The 20,318-nt window shown below is 38.1% G+C and carries 19 protein-coding genes and 1 other RNA gene; 17 read left to right on the top strand and 3 right to left on the bottom strand.

What is annotated here, in order from left to right; translation table 11 throughout:
* Positions 1-2 precede the first annotated feature (2 nt).
* The 9 genes from panB to nth all read left to right on the top strand — a co-directional run bounded on the left by panB (position 3) and on the right by nth (position 9,927).
* The gene (gene panB / locus JOC34_RS03595; RefSeq protein ID WP_205135337.1) at positions 3-830 is read left to right on the top strand and encodes a 3-methyl-2-oxobutanoate hydroxymethyltransferase; all 828 of its coding nucleotides are present in this window, start codon (positions 3-5) and stop codon (positions 828-830) included.
* Between the two features lie 14 nt (positions 831-844).
* The gene (gene panC, locus JOC34_RS03600; RefSeq protein ID WP_205135338.1) at positions 845-1,717 is read left to right on the top strand and encodes a pantoate--beta-alanine ligase; all 873 of its coding nucleotides are present in this window, start codon (positions 845-847) and stop codon (positions 1,715-1,717) included.
* Between the two features lie 11 nt (positions 1,718-1,728).
* Positions 1,729-2,124, top strand: coding sequence for an aspartate 1-decarboxylase (panD, locus tag JOC34_RS03605; protein WP_205135339.1), 396 nt, complete (start codon positions 1,729-1,731; stop codon positions 2,122-2,124).
* A gap of 248 nt (positions 2,125-2,372) precedes the next feature.
* A complete protein-coding gene (dinG, locus tag JOC34_RS03610; RefSeq protein WP_338062630.1) occupies positions 2,373-5,183 on the top strand; it encodes an ATP-dependent DNA helicase DinG in 2,811 nt (936 codons plus the stop codon).
* Positions 5,184-5,437: 254 nt separating this feature from the next.
* Complete coding sequence (locus JOC34_RS03615; RefSeq protein WP_205135341.1) at positions 5,438-5,971, top strand: cell wall elongation regulator TseB-like domain-containing protein; 534 nt, start codon at positions 5,438-5,440, stop codon at positions 5,969-5,971.
* A gap of 16 nt (positions 5,972-5,987) precedes the next feature.
* Positions 5,988-7,172, top strand: a complete 1,185-nt coding sequence (locus JOC34_RS03620; protein ID WP_205135342.1) for a pyridoxal phosphate-dependent aminotransferase — start codon at positions 5,988-5,990, stop codon at positions 7,170-7,172.
* Between the two features lie 19 nt (positions 7,173-7,191).
* Positions 7,192-8,484, top strand: a complete 1,293-nt coding sequence (gene asnS / locus JOC34_RS03625) for an asparagine--tRNA ligase (protein WP_205135343.1) — start codon at positions 7,192-7,194, stop codon at positions 8,482-8,484.
* A 106-nt stretch (positions 8,485-8,590) separates the two neighbouring features.
* Entirely contained in the window at positions 8,591-9,268 is a 678-nt protein-coding gene (locus JOC34_RS03630) for a DnaD domain-containing protein (protein ID WP_205135344.1), read from the top strand.
* Between the two features lie 5 nt (positions 9,269-9,273).
* A complete protein-coding gene (gene nth, locus JOC34_RS03635; protein ID WP_205135345.1) occupies positions 9,274-9,927 on the top strand; it encodes an endonuclease III in 654 nt (217 codons plus the stop codon).
* A gap of 46 nt (positions 9,928-9,973) precedes the next feature.
* Here nth and JOC34_RS03640 read toward each other — a convergent pair whose 3' ends face one another.
* On the bottom strand, positions 9,974-12,811 hold the full coding sequence (locus tag JOC34_RS03640; RefSeq protein WP_205135346.1) for a PBP1A family penicillin-binding protein: 2,838 nt from the start codon (positions 12,809-12,811) through the stop codon (positions 9,974-9,976).
* Positions 12,812-12,829: 18 nt separating this feature from the next.
* Positions 12,830-13,423: a Holliday junction resolvase RecU gene (gene recU / locus JOC34_RS03645; RefSeq protein ID WP_205135347.1), complete on the bottom strand. Its 594-nt coding sequence runs from the start codon at positions 13,421-13,423 to the stop codon at positions 12,830-12,832.
* Positions 13,424-13,998: 575 nt separating this feature from the next.
* Between recU and JOC34_RS03650 the strand changes: the two genes are divergently transcribed.
* The 6 genes from JOC34_RS03650 (at position 13,999) to JOC34_RS03675 (ending at position 17,308) form a co-directional block, all read left to right on the top strand.
* Positions 13,999-14,208, top strand: a complete 210-nt coding sequence (locus tag JOC34_RS03650) for a hypothetical protein (RefSeq protein WP_205135348.1) — start codon at positions 13,999-14,001, stop codon at positions 14,206-14,208.
* A 66-nt stretch (positions 14,209-14,274) separates the two neighbouring features.
* On the top strand, positions 14,275-14,625 hold the full coding sequence (locus JOC34_RS03655) for a DUF1798 family protein (protein ID WP_205135349.1): 351 nt from the start codon (positions 14,275-14,277) through the stop codon (positions 14,623-14,625).
* Between the two features lie 75 nt (positions 14,626-14,700).
* Positions 14,701-15,102: a cytidine deaminase gene (locus JOC34_RS03660; RefSeq protein WP_205135916.1), complete on the top strand. Its 402-nt coding sequence runs from the start codon at positions 14,701-14,703 to the stop codon at positions 15,100-15,102.
* A gap of 165 nt (positions 15,103-15,267) precedes the next feature.
* A complete protein-coding gene (gene gpsB, locus JOC34_RS03665; RefSeq protein WP_205135350.1) occupies positions 15,268-15,597 on the top strand; it encodes a cell division regulator GpsB in 330 nt (109 codons plus the stop codon).
* A 79-nt stretch (positions 15,598-15,676) separates the two neighbouring features.
* Positions 15,677-16,050, top strand: an RNA gene (rnpB, locus tag JOC34_RS03670) — RNase P RNA component class B.
* 121 nt (positions 16,051-16,171) lie between these two features.
* Positions 16,172-17,308 (top strand): THUMP domain-containing class I SAM-dependent RNA methyltransferase, encoded by a 1,137-nt coding sequence (locus JOC34_RS03675; protein WP_205135351.1) that lies wholly within the window; start codon positions 16,172-16,174, stop codon positions 17,306-17,308.
* 116 nt (positions 17,309-17,424) lie between these two features.
* On the opposite strand, the gene JOC34_RS03680 is transcribed toward JOC34_RS03675, so the two are convergent.
* Positions 17,425-17,625, bottom strand: coding sequence for a cold-shock protein (locus JOC34_RS03680; protein WP_205135352.1), 201 nt, complete (start codon positions 17,623-17,625; stop codon positions 17,425-17,427).
* A 335-nt stretch (positions 17,626-17,960) separates the two neighbouring features.
* On the opposite strand from JOC34_RS03680, the gene JOC34_RS03685 reads away from it, so the two are divergent.
* Together JOC34_RS03685 and JOC34_RS03690 are read left to right on the top strand one after the other, a co-directional pair.
* A complete protein-coding gene (locus JOC34_RS03685; RefSeq protein WP_205135353.1) occupies positions 17,961-19,631 on the top strand; it encodes a formate--tetrahydrofolate ligase in 1,671 nt (556 codons plus the stop codon).
* Positions 19,631-20,221, top strand: coding sequence for an HD domain-containing protein (locus JOC34_RS03690; RefSeq protein ID WP_205135354.1), 591 nt, complete (start codon positions 19,631-19,633; stop codon positions 20,219-20,221). Before JOC34_RS03685 ends, JOC34_RS03690 begins: the two co-directional genes overlap by 1 nt.
* Positions 20,222-20,318: the final 97 nt, after the last annotated feature.

A 20,318-nucleotide genomic window follows, 5' to 3' on the forward strand; every position in this document is an offset into this window, starting at 1 on the left:
TTATGCTGACAAGATTGGATCTGCAAAAAATGAAAGATAATCAGGAAAAAATAACGATGGTCACTGCCTATGACTATCCTTCAGCAAAGACAGCTGAAGTGGCCGGTATTGACACGGTTCTTGTTGGAGACTCACTGGGGATGGTCGTGCTTGGCTATGATTCGACCATACAGGTAACAGTTGACGATATGATACATCACGGGAAGGCTGTAAAACGTGGTGCTCCGAATACATTTGTAGTTGTGGATATGCCTTTTATGTCCTATCATATTTCCATAGAGGAATCATTAACAAATGCAAGAGAAATTTTTCAACAAACAAATGCACAAGCGCTCAAGATTGAAGGGGCAACAGAAGAAACCCTGCTCTTGATTAAACGGTTAACAGAGGCAGGTATACCGGTTGTTGCACATCTGGGATTAACACCACAAACAGTGAATGTGTTAGGTGGGTTTAAGGTACAGGGTAAAGACAGAGCAGCAGCTGCAAAACTGCTTACTGATGCACAACAGGTGGCCGAGCATGGTGCTATATCAGTAGTACTAGAATGTGTTCCCAAAGAACTTGCACAAATTATTACAGAAAAAATAGACATTCCAACAATAGGCATTGGTGCAGGGATTGAATGTGATGGTCAGGTTTTAGTCTATCATGACATATTAAAATACGGTGTTGACCGCCTGCCGAAATTTGCTAAACCCTATGCAGACTTTAATGAAAAAGGTACGGATGCAGTGAAAGCTTATATTGAAGATGTGAAGGATAAAACCTTTCCGCTGGATGCATATTCTTTTTTAATTAAAGACAAGGAAATTTTACCAAATAAGTGAAGTAGGGATATAAAATGGAAATTATTCGTTCAATCGAAGACATGCAAGTAAGGTGCAAAGCATTCAATCAGCAGCACAAACAGATTGGTTTTGTTGCGACAATGGGATTTTTTCATGATGGTCATATAAGTCTAATGAAACAAGCAAAGTCGGAAAACGACATCGTCGCGGCCAGCATTTTCGTGAATCCTCTACAATTCGGTCCAAACGAAGACTATGAACAATACCCTAGGGATGAAGCGCACGATATTTCAATCGCTGAACAAACCGGAGTAGATATATTATTTATCCCGGGAGTGGAAGACATGTATCCGAAGAAAATGAGCATTCGTATGCATATGGAAGAACGGGTAAATGTATTGTGTGGAAGATCAAGACCGGGGCATTTTGACGGCGTAATCACTGTACTGACGAAATTATTTCATATTATACAACCAAATAGAACTTATTTTGGTATGAAGGACGCACAGCAAATAGCTGTCGTAGATGCGCTGATTAATGATTTTAACTTTCCAATTGAATTGATTGGTGTTCCTACAGCCAGAGAGCAGGGTGGCTTAGCAAAAAGTAGCAGAAATGTTAATCTGCGGGATCAAGAAAGAGAAGAAGCTGTTTGGTTATATAAAGGATTAAACAGTGCCCGCCAACTGGTAGTTGACGGAGAAAAAAATCCTGATATTATTGTTAAAGAGGTCATGGACAAGATTACTCACAATACAACTGGGAAAATTGACTATGTTGAACTGTTGAGTTATCCAGAACTAGAGCCTGTGACTGTAATTGACCAGCAGGTAGTTTTAGCAACAGCAGTATTCTTTAAACATGCCAGATTAATCGATAACCTTCTATTTAATGATATTGGGGAGTTAATCAATCGATTAAAATAGGGGGGAATTGTATGATACGCACTATGATGAAAAGTAAGATCCATCGTGCACGTGTAACAGAAGCCAACCTGGACTATATTGGAAGTGTCACGATAGATGAGGGCATTTTAGAACAAGTGGATATTTTACCTCACGAAAAAGTACAAATTGTGAACAATAATAACGGTGCCCGTTTGGAAACATATGTTATTCCTGGAAAAAAAGACTCAGGCGTAATATGCTTGAATGGAGCAGCAGCAAGACTTGTTCAAAAGGGGGATACAGTTATTATCGTCTCCTATGCACTTATATCAGAAAAAGAGTTAGCATCGCATAAACCAAAAGTTGCTATTATGAATGAAAAGAATGAGATTGCGCAGCTTATTGAAAAAGAGCCTCCATTAACAATGATGCAGGATTTCGTATAAAGGTGTAAAACTCTTATCAGTATTCATGATAAGAGTTTTACTTTTAGCAGTAAGGAAAGGATAGGTCTATTTCTTTCTGCTCTAGCTAATACACAGCGTCCTTGTGCGTCGTGCGTGTTTAAAGGAATGCTACTGAAGCGATTATCGAAAGTGAAAAAGGAATTTTTCGTTGAACGAAGGCAATTCGCCTAAGGCTTGACGAATGCTGCGTTTTCTAAATGTACGATACATAGGGAAAGGAAAGTCAGGTGGAAGTTTTGGATAAATACGTTGTAATTGACCTGGAAACGACCGGGCATGCTCCGCTAAAAGAGGACAGGATTATAGAGGTAGGGATTGTAGTTATTGAAAATGATCAAATCATGGACAGCTATTCCACTTTAATTAATCCTGAAAAACCTATTCCTCCCTTTATTACGAACTTAACTGGAATCATCGATGACGAAGTAGCTGATGCGCCACTGTTTCAAGATGAGGCTGATGAAATTATCAATATTTTCCAGGATAGCTATCTCGTTGCACATAATGTGCCATTTGATTTAGGGTTTTTAAACGTAGAGCTTACGAACCATGGCAAACAGGCGTTGGATAATCCAATATTAGATACGGTTGAACTCGCGCGAATATTATATCCGAAAGCTCCAAGCTATAAATTAGGCCAGTTAGCAGCGTATCTGGATATCCAGCATGAAGATCCACATCGCGCCTTGTCAGATGCCTTTGTAACAGCAAAAATATTATTAAAATTAAAAGAGAAGCTGGCAACTTTACCATACGAGACAATCCTTCACTTATTAAACTTGGAGAAACTGTTTAAATCTGATGTATACCAATTATTAATGGAACGGGAGAAGGCATTAGCATTTTCAACCGTTGTTAATAAAGATATCGACGTATATAGAGGGTTGGCATTTAGGCATATGAAAGATGAAAAGCCAGCAAACGTTGCATTGAACATTTCCTTTGGAGAATACTTGGACGAAATTTATGAAGCTGACGGAACCATGCAGCAGTTTATGAACAAGTATGAAAAAAGAACTGGTCAACGGGAGATGTCGGAAAATATTTTTGATGCGTTTCAGTTACATCATCACGCGTTAGTTGAAGCGGAAACGGGGACAGGGAAGTCACTTGCCTATTTAATTCCAGCAATTTATGAAGCAGTAAAGACAAAAAAAAGAATCGTTATCAGCACCTATACAACGCAATTGCAGTCACAACTTTTAGATGAAGAAATACCATTAATCCAAAAATTGGTCGATATCCCCTTTACAATTGCATTACTAAAAGGGAAGAATCATTATATCAGCCTAGAAAAGTTTGAACGTGAACTAGATTCCTCGCGCCATGATAATTATGATATCGCCCTCACCAAAGCGATGATTCTTGTTTGGTTAACAGAAACGGAATCTGGAGATATAGATGAAATACAATTACCTTCAAGTGGTTACTTTTTTTATAAAAAGATTTCCACGGATTCAGAAGGTTTTATAGATGCACATTCGCCTTGGTTTTCCAAGTCATTTTACCAAAAGGCCCGAAAAAAGGCACAACAAGCTGATCTGGTTATTACAAACCATGCGTTATTATGTACAGATATGTTTAATGATTATCAATTTTTACCGAGCTATGACAAAGTAATTATCGATGAGGCACACCACATTGAAGAAACTGCTTCTCGTCACTATGGAATGAAAATCGATTACATGAACATGCAATTTATACTCAATCAAATTGGAAGTATAGATGAAACGAAATCACTGGGAAATCTAATAGGAGCATATGATCTTGGTCCGAAACAATTACCTCTGGAAAAATGGGATGATATTTTTTCACAGGCTAAATACGAAATTGATGATTTGTTTCGTTACTTGTATCAATATGTTGTAAAACAGCAAAGAAATGATAAATCATTAAGTGATATAGGGAGAACGCAGTACCGGTTTGATCCAGAGAAAGAGGATAGCGATCAGTGGCAAGTGATATTAGAAATGGTAACAAGACTAACCTTTTATCTTCGTGATTTAATTCATATTCTTGCATTAATTGAGCAACATTTAGATAAAAAAGAAGCACTCGATAAGTATGATAAAGATGATTTAAAAGGTAATATGCAACTGCTTCAATCATTTATTGATGGGCTTGAACAATTATTCCTCATTGAAGACACCGTTCAACAAGTCAAATGGATTGAAATAGACATGCATGGGTCTAAAAATGCGGTTTATTTATATAGTGAACCGACAGATATCTCCACTTTGTTAACGAATGACTTTTTTGCTAAAAAAGACAGTGTAATCCTGACCAGCGCCACACTGACAATGAAAAACTCATTCTCGTTTATTCAAGAGCGCCTAGGGCTACCAACAGAACGTTTGATAACGGAGAAAATCACGTCGCCGTTTTCTTATGAGGATCAAGTGCAGCTGATGGTGCCGAGTGACTTTCCAGATATAAAATATGGAAACCAGGATGACTTTATTTATGCAACGTGTGAAGCAATACTATCCTTAGCAGAAATTACAAAAGGAAGAATGCTCGTCCTGTTTACTTCCTATGATATGCTAAGAAAATCGCATGCGCTTTTAAAAGAAATAATGGATACCGATAAATATATGCTTATTGGTCAGGGGATATCAAGCGGAAGCCGATCCCGTTTAAAGAAAAATTTCCAAACGTTTGATCAAGCGATATTATTAGGTACCAGCTCCTTTTGGGAAGGCGTGGATATACCTGGGGAGGATTTATCCTGCTTGATGATTGTTCGGTTGCCTTTTCAGCCTCCAGATCATCCCATTTATGAAGCGAAAGCACAGCATCTAAAAGCAGCTGGAAAAAATGCTTTTATCGATTTATCTTTACCAAATGCGGTAATTAAATTTAAACAGGGATTCGGACGTTTAATACGATCAACAAATGACCGTGGCATTGTTTTTGTCTGTGATGCAAGAATAGTAAAAGCACGTTATGGTAAATTCTTCACTGAATCGATTCCGAACGTTCCATTAACATTTGCATCCACCCAGGAACTCATGACAAAAGCAGAAGAATGGTTCTAAGTGCCATATTTGAAAAGGATATAGGGTTAATTACACTTATGTAGACTAAAAAAATATACCGATACAGCTGTATCAGTATAATAAAGTATGGTATAGGTTAGAAGTTATTTGTGAAAATAAATAAAGTGATATAATGGAACCGCGCTTCATTTATTACTACCTTTATTGTTAGCGGTATTGCGGTAATTATGAATAGCAATTTTTGATAAATGAGGCAGATTTTACTGGGGGAAATATAATAATGGGTGAGAATAATGATAAACAATAGCTATTCACCGGATAAAAAAAGAAGTTGGTTCTTCTGGAGTTTAATCATCATTTTAATTATACTTATTATCGGCTTTATTTATGCAGTATTTTTATATTATGATGTAAAAGGATCAAAAACGGAAGGATTCGCTGAGACCGAAAAACAAATTTTAAATGCGACATCCATTACGAAGATTGACAAAATTGAACAGTTCAATGGTGATGAAGCATATCATGTTATCTTCGGTAAAGATAATAAAGATGAAAAGAAGATCATTTTTTATCCTTTAAAAGGGAAGGAAAAAAACTTAACAACCATCAAACAAGCTGATATTGTCTCTGAAGATCAGATAGTGAATGATTGGAAAGCACAATGTGAGCAGTGCAAACTCGTCAAAGTCGTTCCAGCTTTAGTGGATGATAAAGCGCTATGGGAGATCACCTATAGTGACGAGTCAGGCAGGTATGTATTGGATTATTTATCACTATACGATGGTTCACGTTATGAACAATATCGCTTCAGGCGAATGTTTAAATAAACAGGGGGGTTCCACCATGGAATTAGCAAATAGGGTAAAGACATTAACACCATCTTCAACGTTGGCAATATCTGCAAAAGCAAAAGAGTTAAAACAACAAGGGCTTGATGTAATTGGACTCGGTGTCGGCGAACCCGATTTTAATACACCGGGATATATCCTAGATGCAGCGAATAAGGCGATGCAAGACGGAATGACAAAATATACACCAGCAGGCGGGACGTTAGAACTCAAACGAGCCATTGTAAACAAGTTTAAAGCCGATAATGAGCTAAGCTATGGAACGGATCAGATTATCATCACAACAGGCGCTAAACACGCTTTATATACCTTGTTCCAGGTTCTGATCAATGAGGGCGATGAAGTAATTGTTCCTTCCCCATATTGGGTAAGCTACCCGGAACAGATAAAGTTAGCCAGCGGCAAACCGGTTATTGTTGATGCATTGGAAGAAAATGATTTCAAATTAACCCCTGATGAGCTGGAAGCAGCGATTACCAGTAAAACCAAAGCAGTTATTATTAATTCACCCAGTAATCCTACAGGCATGATGTACAATCAGGAGGAACTTGAAAAACTTGGTGAGGTTTGTCTAAAACATAATATACTGATTGTATCCGATGAAATTTACGAAAAGCTTATTTATACAGCCGATCATCATGTGTCTATCGCAGCATTGTCTCCAGCGTTAAAAGAGCAAACAGTCGTGATTAATGGCGTTTCGAAATCACATGCAATGACGGGCTGGAGAATTGGATATGCGGCAGGATCAAAACAAATTATTAAAGCAATGACAGATCTAGCTTCCCATTCAACATCTAACCCGACCTCTATCGCGCAATATGCGGCATTAGCAGCATATGTAGCGGATGAAGATCCAATCACAGCGATGAAAGAAGCATTTGCAGAAAGACTTGATCGCATGTATCAATTAATTATTGATATTCCTGGAATAACCTGTGTTAAACCAAAAGGAGCTTTCTATTTATTCCCAAATGTGGCCGAAGCAGCGTCTGAAAATGGTTTTGCAACGGTTGATGACTGGGTAAAAGCACTACTCGAAGAAGAACAGGTAGCGCTCGTTCCTGGTTCCGGATTTGGCTCACCAGATAATGTACGTTTATCTTATGCAACTTCTATCGATATATTAGAAGAAGCGGCAAAACGCATTAAACGCTTTGTATTAAATCATCAATCCTAAACATACGGAGGTTATTTTTTTGAAAACAACAATATCACAAGCAGCAAAATTTGTGGATAAAACAGTAACAATTGGAGCATGGCTGGCAAACAAACGTTCAAGCGGCAAAATTGCTTTCTTACAATTACGTGACGGTACCGGCTTTATGCAAGGGGTGGTCGTTAAAAGTGATGTATCTGAAGAAACGTTTGAATTAGCGAAAAATATGCATCAGGAAACCTCAATGTATATTACGGGAACAATTGTAGAGGATACAAGGTCACCATTTGGTTATGAAATGCAAGTAAGTGACATTGAACTCATACATGAATCAATCGATTATCCAATCACACCAAAAGAGCATGGTACAGAATTTTTAATGGATCATCGCCATTTATGGCTTCGCTCCAAAAAACAGCATGCTGTAATGAAAGTACGTAATGAAATTATTCGCTCAACATACCAATTCTTTAATGAAAGTGGGTTCGTTAAAATTGACCCACCAATCTTAACTGGATCATCTGCAGAAGGAACAACTGAATTATTTCATACAGAATATTTTGGGGAAGAAGCTTATTTATCACAGAGTGGGCAATTATATTTAGAAGCTGCTGCCATGGCATTTGGAAAAGTTTTTTCATTTGGTCCTACATTCCGTGCAGAAAAGTCCAAAACACGGAGACATTTAATTGAATTCTGGATGATCGAACCGGAAATGGCTTTCGTTGATCATGAGGAAAGCTTAGAAATACAAGAACAATATGTCAGTTTTGTCGTACAATCTGTATTAGAAAATTGTAAGTTAGAGTTAAACATTTTAGACCGCGATCTATCTAAACTGGAAAAAATTAAAGCGCCATTTCCTAGAATTACCTACGATGATGCCGTTGCATTATTAATTGAACAAGGGTTTACAGATATTAAATGGGGAGATGATTTTGGCGCTCCGCATGAAACAGCAATCGCCGAGAAATTTGATATGCCTGTATTTATTACAAATTATCCGGCAGAAATTAAGGCCTTTTATATGAAACCACATCCGGATCGTTCCGATGTTGTACTTTGTGCAGATTTAATTGCTCCGGAAGGATACGGTGAAATCATTGGCGGATCCCAACGAATAGACGATCTGAAATTAATGAAAGAGCGTTATGAACAACATAATTTAACAGGCCCAGCGTACGAATGGTATTTAGAACTGCAAAAATATGGCAGTGTACCACATTCAGGATTTGGTTTGGGATTAGAAAGAACAGTGGCATGGTTATCTGGTGTTGACCATGTAAGGGAAACAATTCCATTTCCACGGTTGATTAACCGTTTATATCCATAAGAAAGACAGACACATAATAAAACCCCTTGCATCATTTGCAAGGGATTTTATTATGCACTGCAGTTTACTTTTCATGCTATACTATTATCGATGAGGTGCTATTTAAATGAGTAAATCTATTCCTATCCAAGAGATTTTATTGAACCAATTGCATATACCCGCGAAATTACTAACAAGCTATACGTCTTATGGGTTGGATGAAAAAGATGTTATCGTAATTCTACAACTGTTTCGTTATTTAAAGGAAGGCAATGACTTTCCAACACCATATGAAATTGCAAGCAACTTAACCATAGATGAAAAAGAATCGGCAAATATATTACGGAAACTTATCCAGAAAAACTTTTTATCGATTAAACAACAAAAAAACGAGCACAATCAATTAAGTGAAGCCTATTCCATGGATCCACTTTGGGAATCGCTTTATTTAAATACAGAAGAACCGGAAGTGCAAGCAGAAGGGACCATTTTTATTTTGTTTGAACAAGAATTTGGCAGACCGTTATCACCATTTGAAATTGAAACCATCAACGCTTGGTTGGATGAGGACGAAATCTCGCCGTCCCTAATTAAAGCGGGACTTCGCGAATCCGTTTTGATGGGAAAACTCAACTTCAAATATATTGATCGCATTCTTCGGGATTGGAAAAAGAAAGGCATTCACTCTGTTGAACAAGCGCGTGAAGCAAGCAAAAATTTCCATGATAGACAAGTTATTAAAAAAGATACTACAAAAAAGAGGGATACTTCATTTTATTATAATTGGTTAGAAGGAGAAGACTAAATACGATGCTGAATAAAACACAGATAAGGTATTGTTTAGATCAGATGAAAGAGATGTTTCCGCATGCGGAATGTGAACTGGTTCATAAAAACCCATTTGAGTTAGTCATCGCTGTTTTGCTATCAGCGCAATGCACAGATGTACTTGTCAATAAAGTAACAAAAGAGCTCTTTAAAAAATATGAAACACCAGAAGATTATTTGGCTGTATCATTAGAAGAATTACAGCAGGACATTAGGTCTATCGGATTGTATCGAAATAAGGCGAAAAATATTCAAAAGTTATGCCAATCTTTAATTGATGAGTATAATGGAGAAGTTCCAAATACAAAAGAGGAACTGATGAAGCTTGCAGGGGTAGGCAGAAAAACCGCAAACGTGGTTGTGTCTGTTGCGTTTAATGAACCTGCGATAGCGGTGGATACACATGTTGAACGTGTGGCCAAACGATTAGGCATTTGCCGTTGGAAAGATTCTGTACTTGAAGTAGAAGAAACATTGATGCAAAAAGTGCCAAAGGACGAATGGAGCGAAACACATCATCGCCTGATTTTCTTTGGTAGGTACCATTGTAAAGCAAGAAATCCCAACTGTCCGGAATGTCCTTTGCTGGAAGTATGTAGGGAAGGAAAAAAGCGAATGAAACAAGAAAAGAGGTAAACTTCATTGTGAAGTTTACCTCTTTTTTATTTGGTTCCGATTCATTTTATTCAGTATCATCTGCTGCATCATCATCTGGCTGTTTATCTTGATCATTATCCTGATCGCCACTTTGATCTTCATCTTGATTTTCATCTTGGCCTTCATCTAGCTGATCGTCCTGGTCATTATCTGGTTCCGGATCTGGTTCTGGTTCTTGGTCTGAATCCTCATCTCCACCGGAGTCACCACCAGAATCATCCCCTGGATCCTCACCGGAATCTCCATCATCGTTATCACCATCACTGTCTTCTGTTTCATCGTCTGGGATGGTTACGGAGGTACTTTGTGAACCGCCTTTTGCTCCATCTTCCTTACCAATAGGAGTAACGTTAATCGTGTACGTTTCACCAGGTGAAACCCCACTTATTTCAATTCCATTCGAATCAGTAGACTGTTTCTGACCATTAACATCTATTTCAAAAGATGCGGTTGGACCATCATAATTCCAAGAGACATCAATGAGGGATGCATCCTCTTTATAGTTGGCACTTAATCCACTGACAGATGGTATTTCTTCCTCATCTTCATCGTCACCATCACCCGGCACCTTGACTTTTGTCGATTTAGGATCACTTTTATCTGAGCCACTCACTGCAACGACTTGTATATTATATTCTGATCCTTCATCCACATCGGATATTTCCATCGATGTGTCTTCGGTTGAAGACAAAGCTTTCATTTCTCCACCATCAACACTAGCGCTTATTTCAAATGATACATCATCATCCGAGCTATAATCCCAACTTACCTTTATTGCATTTGCGTTTTCATCATATTTAGCCTGAAGTCCTTTTACCGGATCAAGAGCTTCAAATTTCTCAGATGCTTTTTTCGGCTCATTGCCTTTAACAAATAGTTCTTTCACAATTTGTGAGCTTGGTGTGTTGTCACTTGGCAATGCAGCGGGATTAGATCCTTTTTCAACACCGACCTCAACGACTGAATCAGGTTTCTTAAAGTCTGGTGTTTCAATATCCTTCGATATCTCTGTCATTGTATTTTTAAAGAGGGCATGTGGTATCTTGGTATCTTTCAATGGTCTTCTTTTACCTTCATGTCCAGTCCAGACAGAAATCGTATAGTTAGTTGTATAACCACTGAACCAAGAATCAGGACTGCCTTCCACATCAACTAAGTTGGTTGTTCCTGTCTTTCCGGCTACATCCAACCCTGGTATATCAGCCAATTGTCCTGTACCCTCACTAATGGCTGTTTTTAGCATATCTGTAATCATATATGCCGTATAATCGGACATTGCTTCCTTAGGCTCCGGTTTTAAGTCAATCGTTCTTCCATCTGGAAATTCAACTTTAGTTACTGCATACGGATCATTGTAGATTCCTTCATTGCCAAACGCGCGATACGCACCAGCCATCTGCAATGGACTAACTTGCGTTTCTGTTCCACCAATCGCGTCCGTAATAGAAACCTTATCTTCATAAAAGTTAATGCCTAATCCTTCCGCAAACTTTTTCGTATTAGCATTTCCTACTTCTTCCATTACTTTAACTGCGGGAACGTTTAATGATTGACTTAATGCATAACGCGCTGACATCCAGCCAGCATATTGTCTATTCCAATTTCGGATTGCTTTGCCTTCTGTTCCAGCAATTTCGTATGGTTTATCATCATTTATTTGCTGATAGGTTGACATTTTATTATATTCGATTGCCGGGCCATATGCCATAATTGGCTTTGCATTTGAACCAAGCTGGAAAGTGCTATTAATAGCATTATTTGTTTCTCGTATACCTTTACTGTTTCTACGCCCGCCAACCGCTCTTATTGCACCATTTTTAGTATCTAAGACAACCATTCCAGCTTGCATTTCATCATCTGGATATGGAATAGGGTTCTCATCACTATCCTTTAACAGAAACTCTACGTGATCCTGTATACTTGGATCTAATGTCGTATAAATTTTTAGCCCGTCTGTGTAAATATTTGCACCATCTAGTTTTTCGCTAACTTCTTTCTCTACTTGTTGAACAAAAGACTCATACTGCGAAGAATTCGGCTGTTCATCAGTTAAGAGAGAGGCGACATCAACTGATTTCGCTTCATCCGCATCATCCTGCGAAATTTTACCATGTCGAACCATCAAAGTTAATACAGTATTCATTCGCTTTTCCATTAACTCTGGATTTTCAAATGGATTATATGCTGATGGACGCTGTGGCAGCCCTGCTAGGATAGCAGCCTCTGGTAATGTTATATCATTTAAATCATCCTTACCAAAGTAAATTTCTGCAGCTTTAGCCGCACCATAAGCACCGCTACCATAATAAATTTTATTCAAATACATTTCTAAGATCTCTTCTTTAGAATATTTACGTTCCAGTTTAAGGGATAACCATGCTTCCTGGACCTTTAACTTCAGCTTCTTTTCTGGAGTTAAGAATGATTTCTCCACAACTTGTTGTGTAATCGTACTGGCACCCTCTGCACCAAAGCCACGTTTAAAGTTAGCAACAACCGCACCACCAATTCGTCGCATATCAATACCAGAATGCTTAAAGAATCGAGAATCTTCTGTTGCAGTAACAGCATCAACTAGAACGTCCGGTATATCATCATAGGTTATTTTCTTACGCTTCTCATCACCTAAATTGACAACCGGTTCACCATCCTGGTCATAGACAGTGGATGAAAAAGAATCGGTTAACTTTGCTTCGTCTAAACCAGGTGCTGTCACGATCCAAAAAGTGACCAGAGCACCAACACCAATTCCAATTACTAAACATGTTACGAAAAAGGTTAATAATATTTTCTTCCATAGCGGTTTCTTTTTTGTTTTCTTTTGTTTTCTTCTTGCTGCACGAGTTTGGCTATTATCTGCCATTGCTCAATACCTCCGTCTCTAAAAATAAAGCTTATCTATTATTTCCAGGTAATCAATTCTTGCCTGATATTGAAATGGAATAAGATAGCCATCTTGTTTGATGCATTCATATGGAATAGACTTTCTACCTCCATTTAGTTGGTCATGCCAATGTGGGAAGAATTTTTCCGCCTGCAAAAGGTAGGTCTCATTGAATGCTGCAAAGCGAATGATAAAAAAACAAATCCCTCCATGTTCCACAATGGATTCCATATGTTTCAACTGATGATCATGAATGTTAGCTAAGGGAAATAATGTTTTATTTTTTGTTTCCTTTGCTTCAAAATCAATATGCCTTTTACGATACAAACCATTATAATCGGTTGTTGAAGCCTGTTTGAAGTAGCCTTCTGTAATAACAGCAGCGCTTCTCCTCGGATAGTTTACTTTTACAATTTGAACTGGTGTTGGCTTTTTATGAATTATTGCCGTATTTGTGTCTAAATAATACTGATTTGTCGTATTAATGTCTTCTTCCAACGTCATTCCCCGATTACTATAACTTTTTCCTGTGGTTTGCGCTGATGATGTTTGTCGGAATGTTGTTCGTCTTTGCCCGTTTGGATAATTCATCAAATGTTCCTCCTAGCATATTACAGTATCATATCAGAAAAAAGGGGGCTTAATAATTTTATCACAGTTTGTATTCCTTCCTACATTATATAACAAATCGTAACACCACGCATATTACTAACTAAAATAAGAGGGGAAAACTATATGATAACGATAGCCAACTATGTATATTTGTTCACAATTTGTTCAAAGGCATCTCATATGGGCGTTGGTTAAATATATTACGAAGGGATTTATCTAAACTAAGGGGGTACCAATATAAAAAGGATTTGCGAGCGCAAATCCTTTTTATATCATATCGTCATACCTTACGTAGCAGGTCGGTTTGGACCATTCAATTTTTTATCACCTTTTTTTAATGACTTGTCTGCATGCTTGTCCATATCCTTCTGATTCTGTTTATTAGGCTTCAAAAAATAACCCCCTTTAATGTCTAGTGTGTCTACTTTTACAGAATTAATAAGGATTTGCACTGGATTTGTTTGTTTTTTTCTAGTTTTGTCGAACACGCAGGATAGCATTCACACTTAGCGAATAGATACATGATGCAGATAAAAGGAATGGAGGAGATAATAATGACTATAACAGAGGAAATCGTTATCCCGAAAAGTGGTGTTAATAAGCAGGAATTTGAAGCTTCATTAGAACGCATTTCCGATCAGGTCCGATGGATGGATCAAGAATTAGCACTGCAGGTGGATAATGCCATTTGGAATGGTTTTCAGAACCAAGAAAATGAAATCAGTGATGCGAAAGCGTTTGTTAAAAACGTACGCGTAAAATAGATGCCAATGTGAATTAAACATGATAAAGTAGAAACAGTATGTATATAGTTAAAGGCGGTCTATAGAATGGCATTAAAAGAACAAACGGAGCAATTAAAACAACATTTAAATAATCTGAAAGATATATTTGAAGCGAATGAACCACCAGCAAACAGCAGGGACAAGCCTTTTTTTCTAAAGGTAAAGGAAGAGACGCTTCCAATTTATGAGCTTTTAGAAGAATGGGAAGCATCCGCCCTAAACATCGTAAAAGAAAGAAAAGCAGATATCCATCCACATCAAATTACATCAACAAGAGAAAATATGGAACTACTTCTCATGCACAGCTATTATATTGATGTAAGGCGTAAGCGTTATATGGAGCTTCATAATTCTATTCAATATATATTTGACCAATTATTAAGAGAACTGTCCTAGCCTGTGAATGTTTTACATTTAATAATCCATCTCTTATAATTACCTTCCACATCATATGAAGGGGGGAATGGAATGATGACCAAAGACCAATTAATTGAAGAAGCAATCAAAATGCGAGAGAAAGCTTACGTACCCTATTCAAAATTTCCTGTTGGCGCTGCACTAGTAACAAAATCCGGGAAAGTATATACGGGCTGCAACATCGAGAATGCAGCATTTCCCGTAACCTGTTGTGCAGAGCGTGTCGCCATTTTTAAAGCCATTGCGGATGGGGAGGTAGTGTTTTCTGAAATGGCAGTTGCAGCTGAGACAAAGAGACCTGTGCCACCCTGCGGATCCTGTCGCCAGGTGATGAGTGAGTTTTTTGATCCGAAGATGCGTATCCATTTAACAAATCTGGAGTATGAAATAAAAACTGTTTCTGTGGAGGATTTACTGCCTTTTTCATTCCAACCAGAGGATTTATTAAGCGATTAGTATGGTAAATTCATGTTAAAAAGAGGAACTGATTTTCAGTTTCTTTTTTTAATGTTATACTATATATTAAGTTTTAGAATAAAATGTAATTTATATTAATAAACTTTAAATTGATATGATGTCAGTATTCAGAAAAAAAATCATGTGAATCTATGAGGTGATAAGATGAGTTTAAGTCGTGTTCAGCTAAGCGGAAAGGATATACTAGAAAAAGATTTTAAAACAACAATGAGAGGCTATAATCAAGAAGAGGTGGATGAATTTCTAGATGTTGTGATCCAAGATTATGACGTATTTAAGCAAGAAATGGAAAGGTTACAACTTGAAAACGACCGATTGAAGAAGAGCACAACAGAGCAAACGACGAGGACAAGGGCCCCACAACAAAATACACAGGTCAATTACGATGTACTGAAGCGTTTGTCCAACTTGGAAAAAGCAGTTTTCGGCAAAAAATTTGCTGATGCAGATGTAGATGCGGATCCAGAAAACTGATCAACAGCTGATAAAACATTTTTTTACATTTGTTGAATATATCCATGAAGTATGTTAAAATATATCAAGTTAATGTTAAATACTCAGGTAATCGCTGCAATAACATGCAGAGGAAAGTCCATGCTCACACAAACTGAGATGTTTGTAGTGTTCGTGCTTGATGAAATCATAAGTCAAGGTAGCGTAAAGCTAACGGCAGGGAATAGTCCTACGTCAAATCGATATGGACTAACACCCTTGAAAGTGCCACAGTGACGGAGCTGAAATGGAAACATTTCAGGTGGAACGAGGTAAACCCCATGAGTGAGCAACCCAAACAATGGTAGGGGCATCCTTGATTAGGGAATTCAACCGAAAGAGGGACAGGTCTATACTTGTAGATAGATGATTACAACCAACGTACGAGGCTGACCACCGACTGCAGTACTATGGAACAGAACATGGCTTATCGAGTATTTAATGGTCTATCCACACCAGTAAAACCTTTCTATGGCATGATTGCTATAAGAAGGGTTTTTTTATTTTTTTATGGTAAACTAAAACTACATTAATTTCGAATGAGAGGAATTTTTATATGAAGGATGTAACGTTAATAGCAACTGCAGCAATGGGGCTGGAAGCGGTTGTTGCAGATGAAGTAAAACAATTGGGGTATGATGTCAATGTCGAAAACGGCAAAGTTATTTTTCAAGCGCCAGTTTCTGCCATTCCACGCTGCAATTTATGGTTACGAACAGCGGACCGGGTTAAAGTACTTGTTGGGCAATTTAAAGCAATGTCTTTTGATGAACTGTTTGAATCAACAAAAACATTACCATGGGAAGATTATATTGCCGAGGAAGGGAAGTTCCCTGTTATTGGTAAGTCTGTACAATCAAAACTTTACAGTGTCCCAGACTGCCAGGCGATTGTCAAAAAGTCAATTGCAGAGCGGCTAAAGCTAAAGTATGGGCTTGCCTCCAAAATGCCGGAAAGCGGTGATGTTTATAAAGTGGAGATCGCTTTGCTGAAAGATATGGCTACACTCACGATAGACACTTCAGGCGTGGGATTGCATAAGAGAGGATACCGTGTTGGACAAGGTGAAGCACCTTTAAAAGAAACGATGGCTGCAGCGCTCTTAAAATTAACAAACTGGAAACCGGATAATACGCTAATTGATCCTTTTTGTGGTTCAGGTACAATCGCAATCGAAGCCGCCTTAATCGGACAAAATATCGCGCCAGGATTTAACCGGGAGTTTGCTAGTGAAAATTGGCCATTGATTAAAACCAATGATTGGGATAAGGCATTTGAAGAAGTGGAAGATAAAGCAAATTACGACCAAAAGTTGGATATCATTGGATCCGATATCGACCATAACCTAATAAAGATAGCGAGTGATAATGCAACTGAAGCGGGATTGGGCGATCTTATTTCCTGGAAGCAAATGCAAGTGAAAGATTTATTTATCCGAAAAAATAATGGTTATATCATTGGTAACCCACCATACGGACAACGTTTGGGTGATAAAGATGAAGTCGCCAAGATCTATAAAGATCTGGGAAATATCATGAATCAACATCCTAGTTGGAGCGTTTATATTTTGACTGCATTCGAAAACTTCGAAAAGCAATATGGACAGAAGGCAACAAAAAAAAGAAAATTATTTAATGGTTTTATCCAAGCTAACTATTATCAATACTTCGGCAAAAAAATTAAAGAACAATAAATATCTTTCGATGTTATCAGGATGATACATGAAAAAGGAATCGTTCCCTTAGGAATACTTTTGGGTGCAAAAAAAGCGGTAATCAATAAAGATTACCGCTTATATATACTTGCCTATTAATTTTTAATTACATTTGCAGCTTGTGGACCACGTTCACCTTCAACAATTTCAAAAGACACTGACTGCCCCTCTTCCAAAGACTTGAAGCCTTCTTCCTGAATTGCTGAATAGTGTACGAATACATCATTACCTTCTTCTAGTTGGATAAATCCATATCCCTTTTCTGCGTTAAACCACTTTACTACGCCATTTTCCATTGTCTAATCCTCCTAAAAACTATCACGTTAAACGTGTTAATACAAAGTAGATAGATAGAACGTTAAAAAAGGCAGCTTCTATAGAGGTGTAGGATCGTAATTACATCCACTTCTATAGAAGCTGCCTGTGTCATTAATGATCCCATACATCCTCTTTGCTTGATTCTAATATAGCTTAATTAGTGGACTGCGTCAAGATATCCAATTTATTTTCCGCTATTATTTCGGGTCATCCAGCATATATAATAAAACGTTTAATAAAATCATTTACAGGGTGAATTTTCAATGCAAAAAAGGTACACTAGAATATAGATGTAAAGTGAGGGGGAAGGAATATGAAAACAGATATTGAAATTGCACAGCAAGCTGTTCTCAAACCGATTCATGAAATTGCAGAGGGACTTGATTTAACGAAAGAAGATTGGGAACCATATGGTCACACAAAAGCGAAGCTATCTGATCACTTATTAAATAAATTAAAAGATCGTCCGGATGGCAAAATCGTATTGGTAACCTCGATCAATCCAACACCTGCTGGCGAGGGGAAATCCACTGTAACCGTTGGATTGGGACAAGCACTAAATAAAATTGGTGAAAAAGCAGTAATCGCTTTGAGAGAACCTTCACTGGGCCCTGTCATGGGAATGAAAGGCGGTGCAGCTGGTGGTGGTTATTCACAAGTACTGCCAATGGAGGATATAAACCTGCACTTTACTGGTGATCTTCATGCGATAACTAGTGCAAATAACGCGCTGTCTGCTTTCATTGATAATCATATCCAACGTGGCAATGACTTAAATATCGACCCACGAAGAATTGAATGGAAACGGGTTATGGACATGAATGACCGCGCCTTACGACAAATTGTTGTCGGTCTAGGTGGCCCATCGCGTGGCATACCTAGGGAAGATGGATTTAATATTACGGTTGCTTCAGAAATTATGGCTATTTTATGTTTGGCGACTGATCTTGATGATTTAAAAGACAGAATCTCAAAAATTATCATTGGATATACGTATGATGAAACACCAGTAACAGTAAAAGATCTAGCTGTCGAAGGTGCCTTAACATTACTATTAAAAGATGCGATTAAACCAAATTTAGTACAGACTACCGAAAACACAGCTGCAATTATCCATGGAGGTCCATTCGCCAATATTGCACATGGTTGTAATAGTATTATAGCAACAAAAACAGCCGCTAAATTAGGAGATTATGTTATAACGGAAGCAGGATTTGGAGCAGATCTTGGCGCTGAAAAATTCTTGGATATTAAATCCCGTGCTGGAGAATTTAATACAGATGCTGTAGTGATTGTTGCTACTGTCCGCGCATTAAAAATGCATGGTGGTGTTGCGAAGAATAATCTGCAAGTCGAAAACGTAGGGGCATTAAAAGCCGGAATGGCAAATTTAAATAAACATATTGAAACAATCGAAGCATTTGGTTTACCTTATGTCATTGCAATAAACAAATTCCCAACAGACACGAAAGCGGAAACTGAATTTATCGAGTCTTGGTGCAATATAAGGGGTATCGATGTTGCATTGACAGATGTATGGGCAAATGGTGGAGACGGCGGTATTCAATTAGCTGAAAAGATTATCCAGAAGACGGCAAACACTAAAAGAAATTTCAAACGGATTTATGAGTTAGATGAGGCATTGGAAACAAAGATCAGAAAAGTAGCCCAAACGGTGTATGGCGCAGACGATATCGAGCTCTCTGCAAAGGCCAAAAAGCAAATTGCCTTTTACGAAGCACAGGGATGGGGAAATCTTGCAGTATGTATGGCTAAAACGCAATATTCACTGTCAGACAATCCGGCGCTTGTAGGCAGACCAGAAGGGTTTACAATTGCTATCAGGGAGTTGCGCCCATCTGTTGGCGCGGGGTTTATGGTCGTTTTAACGGGTGATATGATGACGATGCCAGGCTTGCCAAAAAATCCAGCGGCTTTAAATATGGATGTCACAGAAGACGGAAAAATCGTTGGGCTTTTTTAATGGAACAAGATCAACAATTACTGGCGATACGCAATTATATATATCATTTATTTCATGAAGATGTAACTGGTCACGACTATTACCATATGAAACGGGTAGCAAGACTTGCGAAGCAGATTGCTAAACAGGAACATGGACATGCGTTTATTTGTGAAGCAGCTGCATGGGTTCATGACGTTGGTGATCATAAACTATTTATCAATCCGGCTGTAGCGTGGAGTGACTTGCTAATCTTTTTGCGATCAATACATGTAACAGAAAAGCAAATAGACCAAATTGCGGATGCTGTTAAAAATGTTTCGTTTAGCAAGGGAATATCAACTCCTAGCACGTTAGAAGGAAGGATCGTTCAAGATGCAGATCGAATAGATGCCATTGGAGCGATCGGCATTGCCAGGACATTTACTTATGGTGGGGCTAACAACCAACTCATACATCATCCAACGCAAAAAGACACATCCTTCCAGCATTTCGATGAAAAATTACTGAAGTTAAAAGATTTAATGCATACAGAAACAGCGACAGCAATTGCTAGAGAACGGCACCAGTTCATGGAACAATTTTTAGTACAGTTTATGCAAGAATGGTAAAAAGGCAAGCAGGTGGCATGAAGCCTGCTCGTCTTTTTCGTATGATTATACATAGGACATTTCTTTACTCCTCGGGCTACTATGAAGTGAAAATAGA

The organism is Virgibacillus halotolerans (assembly GCF_016908515.1).
Taxonomy (GTDB): domain Bacteria; phylum Bacillota; class Bacilli; order Bacillales; family Amphibacillaceae; genus Virgibacillus_M; species Virgibacillus_M halotolerans.

Excerpts from the sequence above, each read along its gene's own strand:
- panB (WP_205135337.1), top strand. The coding sequence starts at position 3 with ATGCTGACAAGATTGGATCTGCAAAAAATGAAAGATAATCAGGAAAAA.
- panC (WP_205135338.1), top strand. The coding sequence starts at position 845 with ATGGAAATTATTCGTTCAATCGAAGACATGCAAGTAAGGTGCAAAGCA.
- panD (WP_205135339.1), top strand. The coding sequence starts at position 1,729 with ATGATACGCACTATGATGAAAAGTAAGATCCATCGTGCACGTGTAACA.
- JOC34_RS03615 (WP_205135341.1), top strand. The coding sequence starts at position 5,438 with ATGATAAACAATAGCTATTCACCGGATAAAAAAAGAAGTTGGTTCTTC.
- JOC34_RS03620 (WP_205135342.1), top strand. The coding sequence starts at position 5,988 with ATGGAATTAGCAAATAGGGTAAAGACATTAACACCATCTTCAACGTTG.
- JOC34_RS03630 (WP_205135344.1), top strand. The coding sequence starts at position 8,591 with ATGAGTAAATCTATTCCTATCCAAGAGATTTTATTGAACCAATTGCAT.
- nth (WP_205135345.1), top strand. The coding sequence starts at position 9,274 with ATGCTGAATAAAACACAGATAAGGTATTGTTTAGATCAGATGAAAGAG.
- JOC34_RS03640 (WP_205135346.1), bottom strand. The coding sequence starts at position 12,811 with ATGGCAGATAATAGCCAAACTCGTGCAGCAAGAAGAAAACAAAAGAAA.
- recU (WP_205135347.1), bottom strand. The coding sequence starts at position 13,423 with ATGAATTATCCAAACGGGCAAAGACGAACAACATTCCGACAAACATCA.
- JOC34_RS03650 (WP_205135348.1), top strand. The coding sequence starts at position 13,999 with ATGACTATAACAGAGGAAATCGTTATCCCGAAAAGTGGTGTTAATAAG.
- JOC34_RS03655 (WP_205135349.1), top strand. The coding sequence starts at position 14,275 with ATGGCATTAAAAGAACAAACGGAGCAATTAAAACAACATTTAAATAAT.
- JOC34_RS03660 (WP_205135916.1), top strand. The coding sequence starts at position 14,701 with ATGACCAAAGACCAATTAATTGAAGAAGCAATCAAAATGCGAGAGAAA.
- gpsB (WP_205135350.1), top strand. The coding sequence starts at position 15,268 with ATGAGTTTAAGTCGTGTTCAGCTAAGCGGAAAGGATATACTAGAAAAA.
- JOC34_RS03675 (WP_205135351.1), top strand. The coding sequence starts at position 16,172 with ATGAAGGATGTAACGTTAATAGCAACTGCAGCAATGGGGCTGGAAGCG.
- JOC34_RS03680 (WP_205135352.1), bottom strand. The coding sequence starts at position 17,625 with ATGGAAAATGGCGTAGTAAAGTGGTTTAACGCAGAAAAGGGATATGGA.
- JOC34_RS03685 (WP_205135353.1), top strand. The coding sequence starts at position 17,961 with ATGAAAACAGATATTGAAATTGCACAGCAAGCTGTTCTCAAACCGATT.
- JOC34_RS03690 (WP_205135354.1), top strand. The coding sequence starts at position 19,631 with ATGGAACAAGATCAACAATTACTGGCGATACGCAATTATATATATCAT.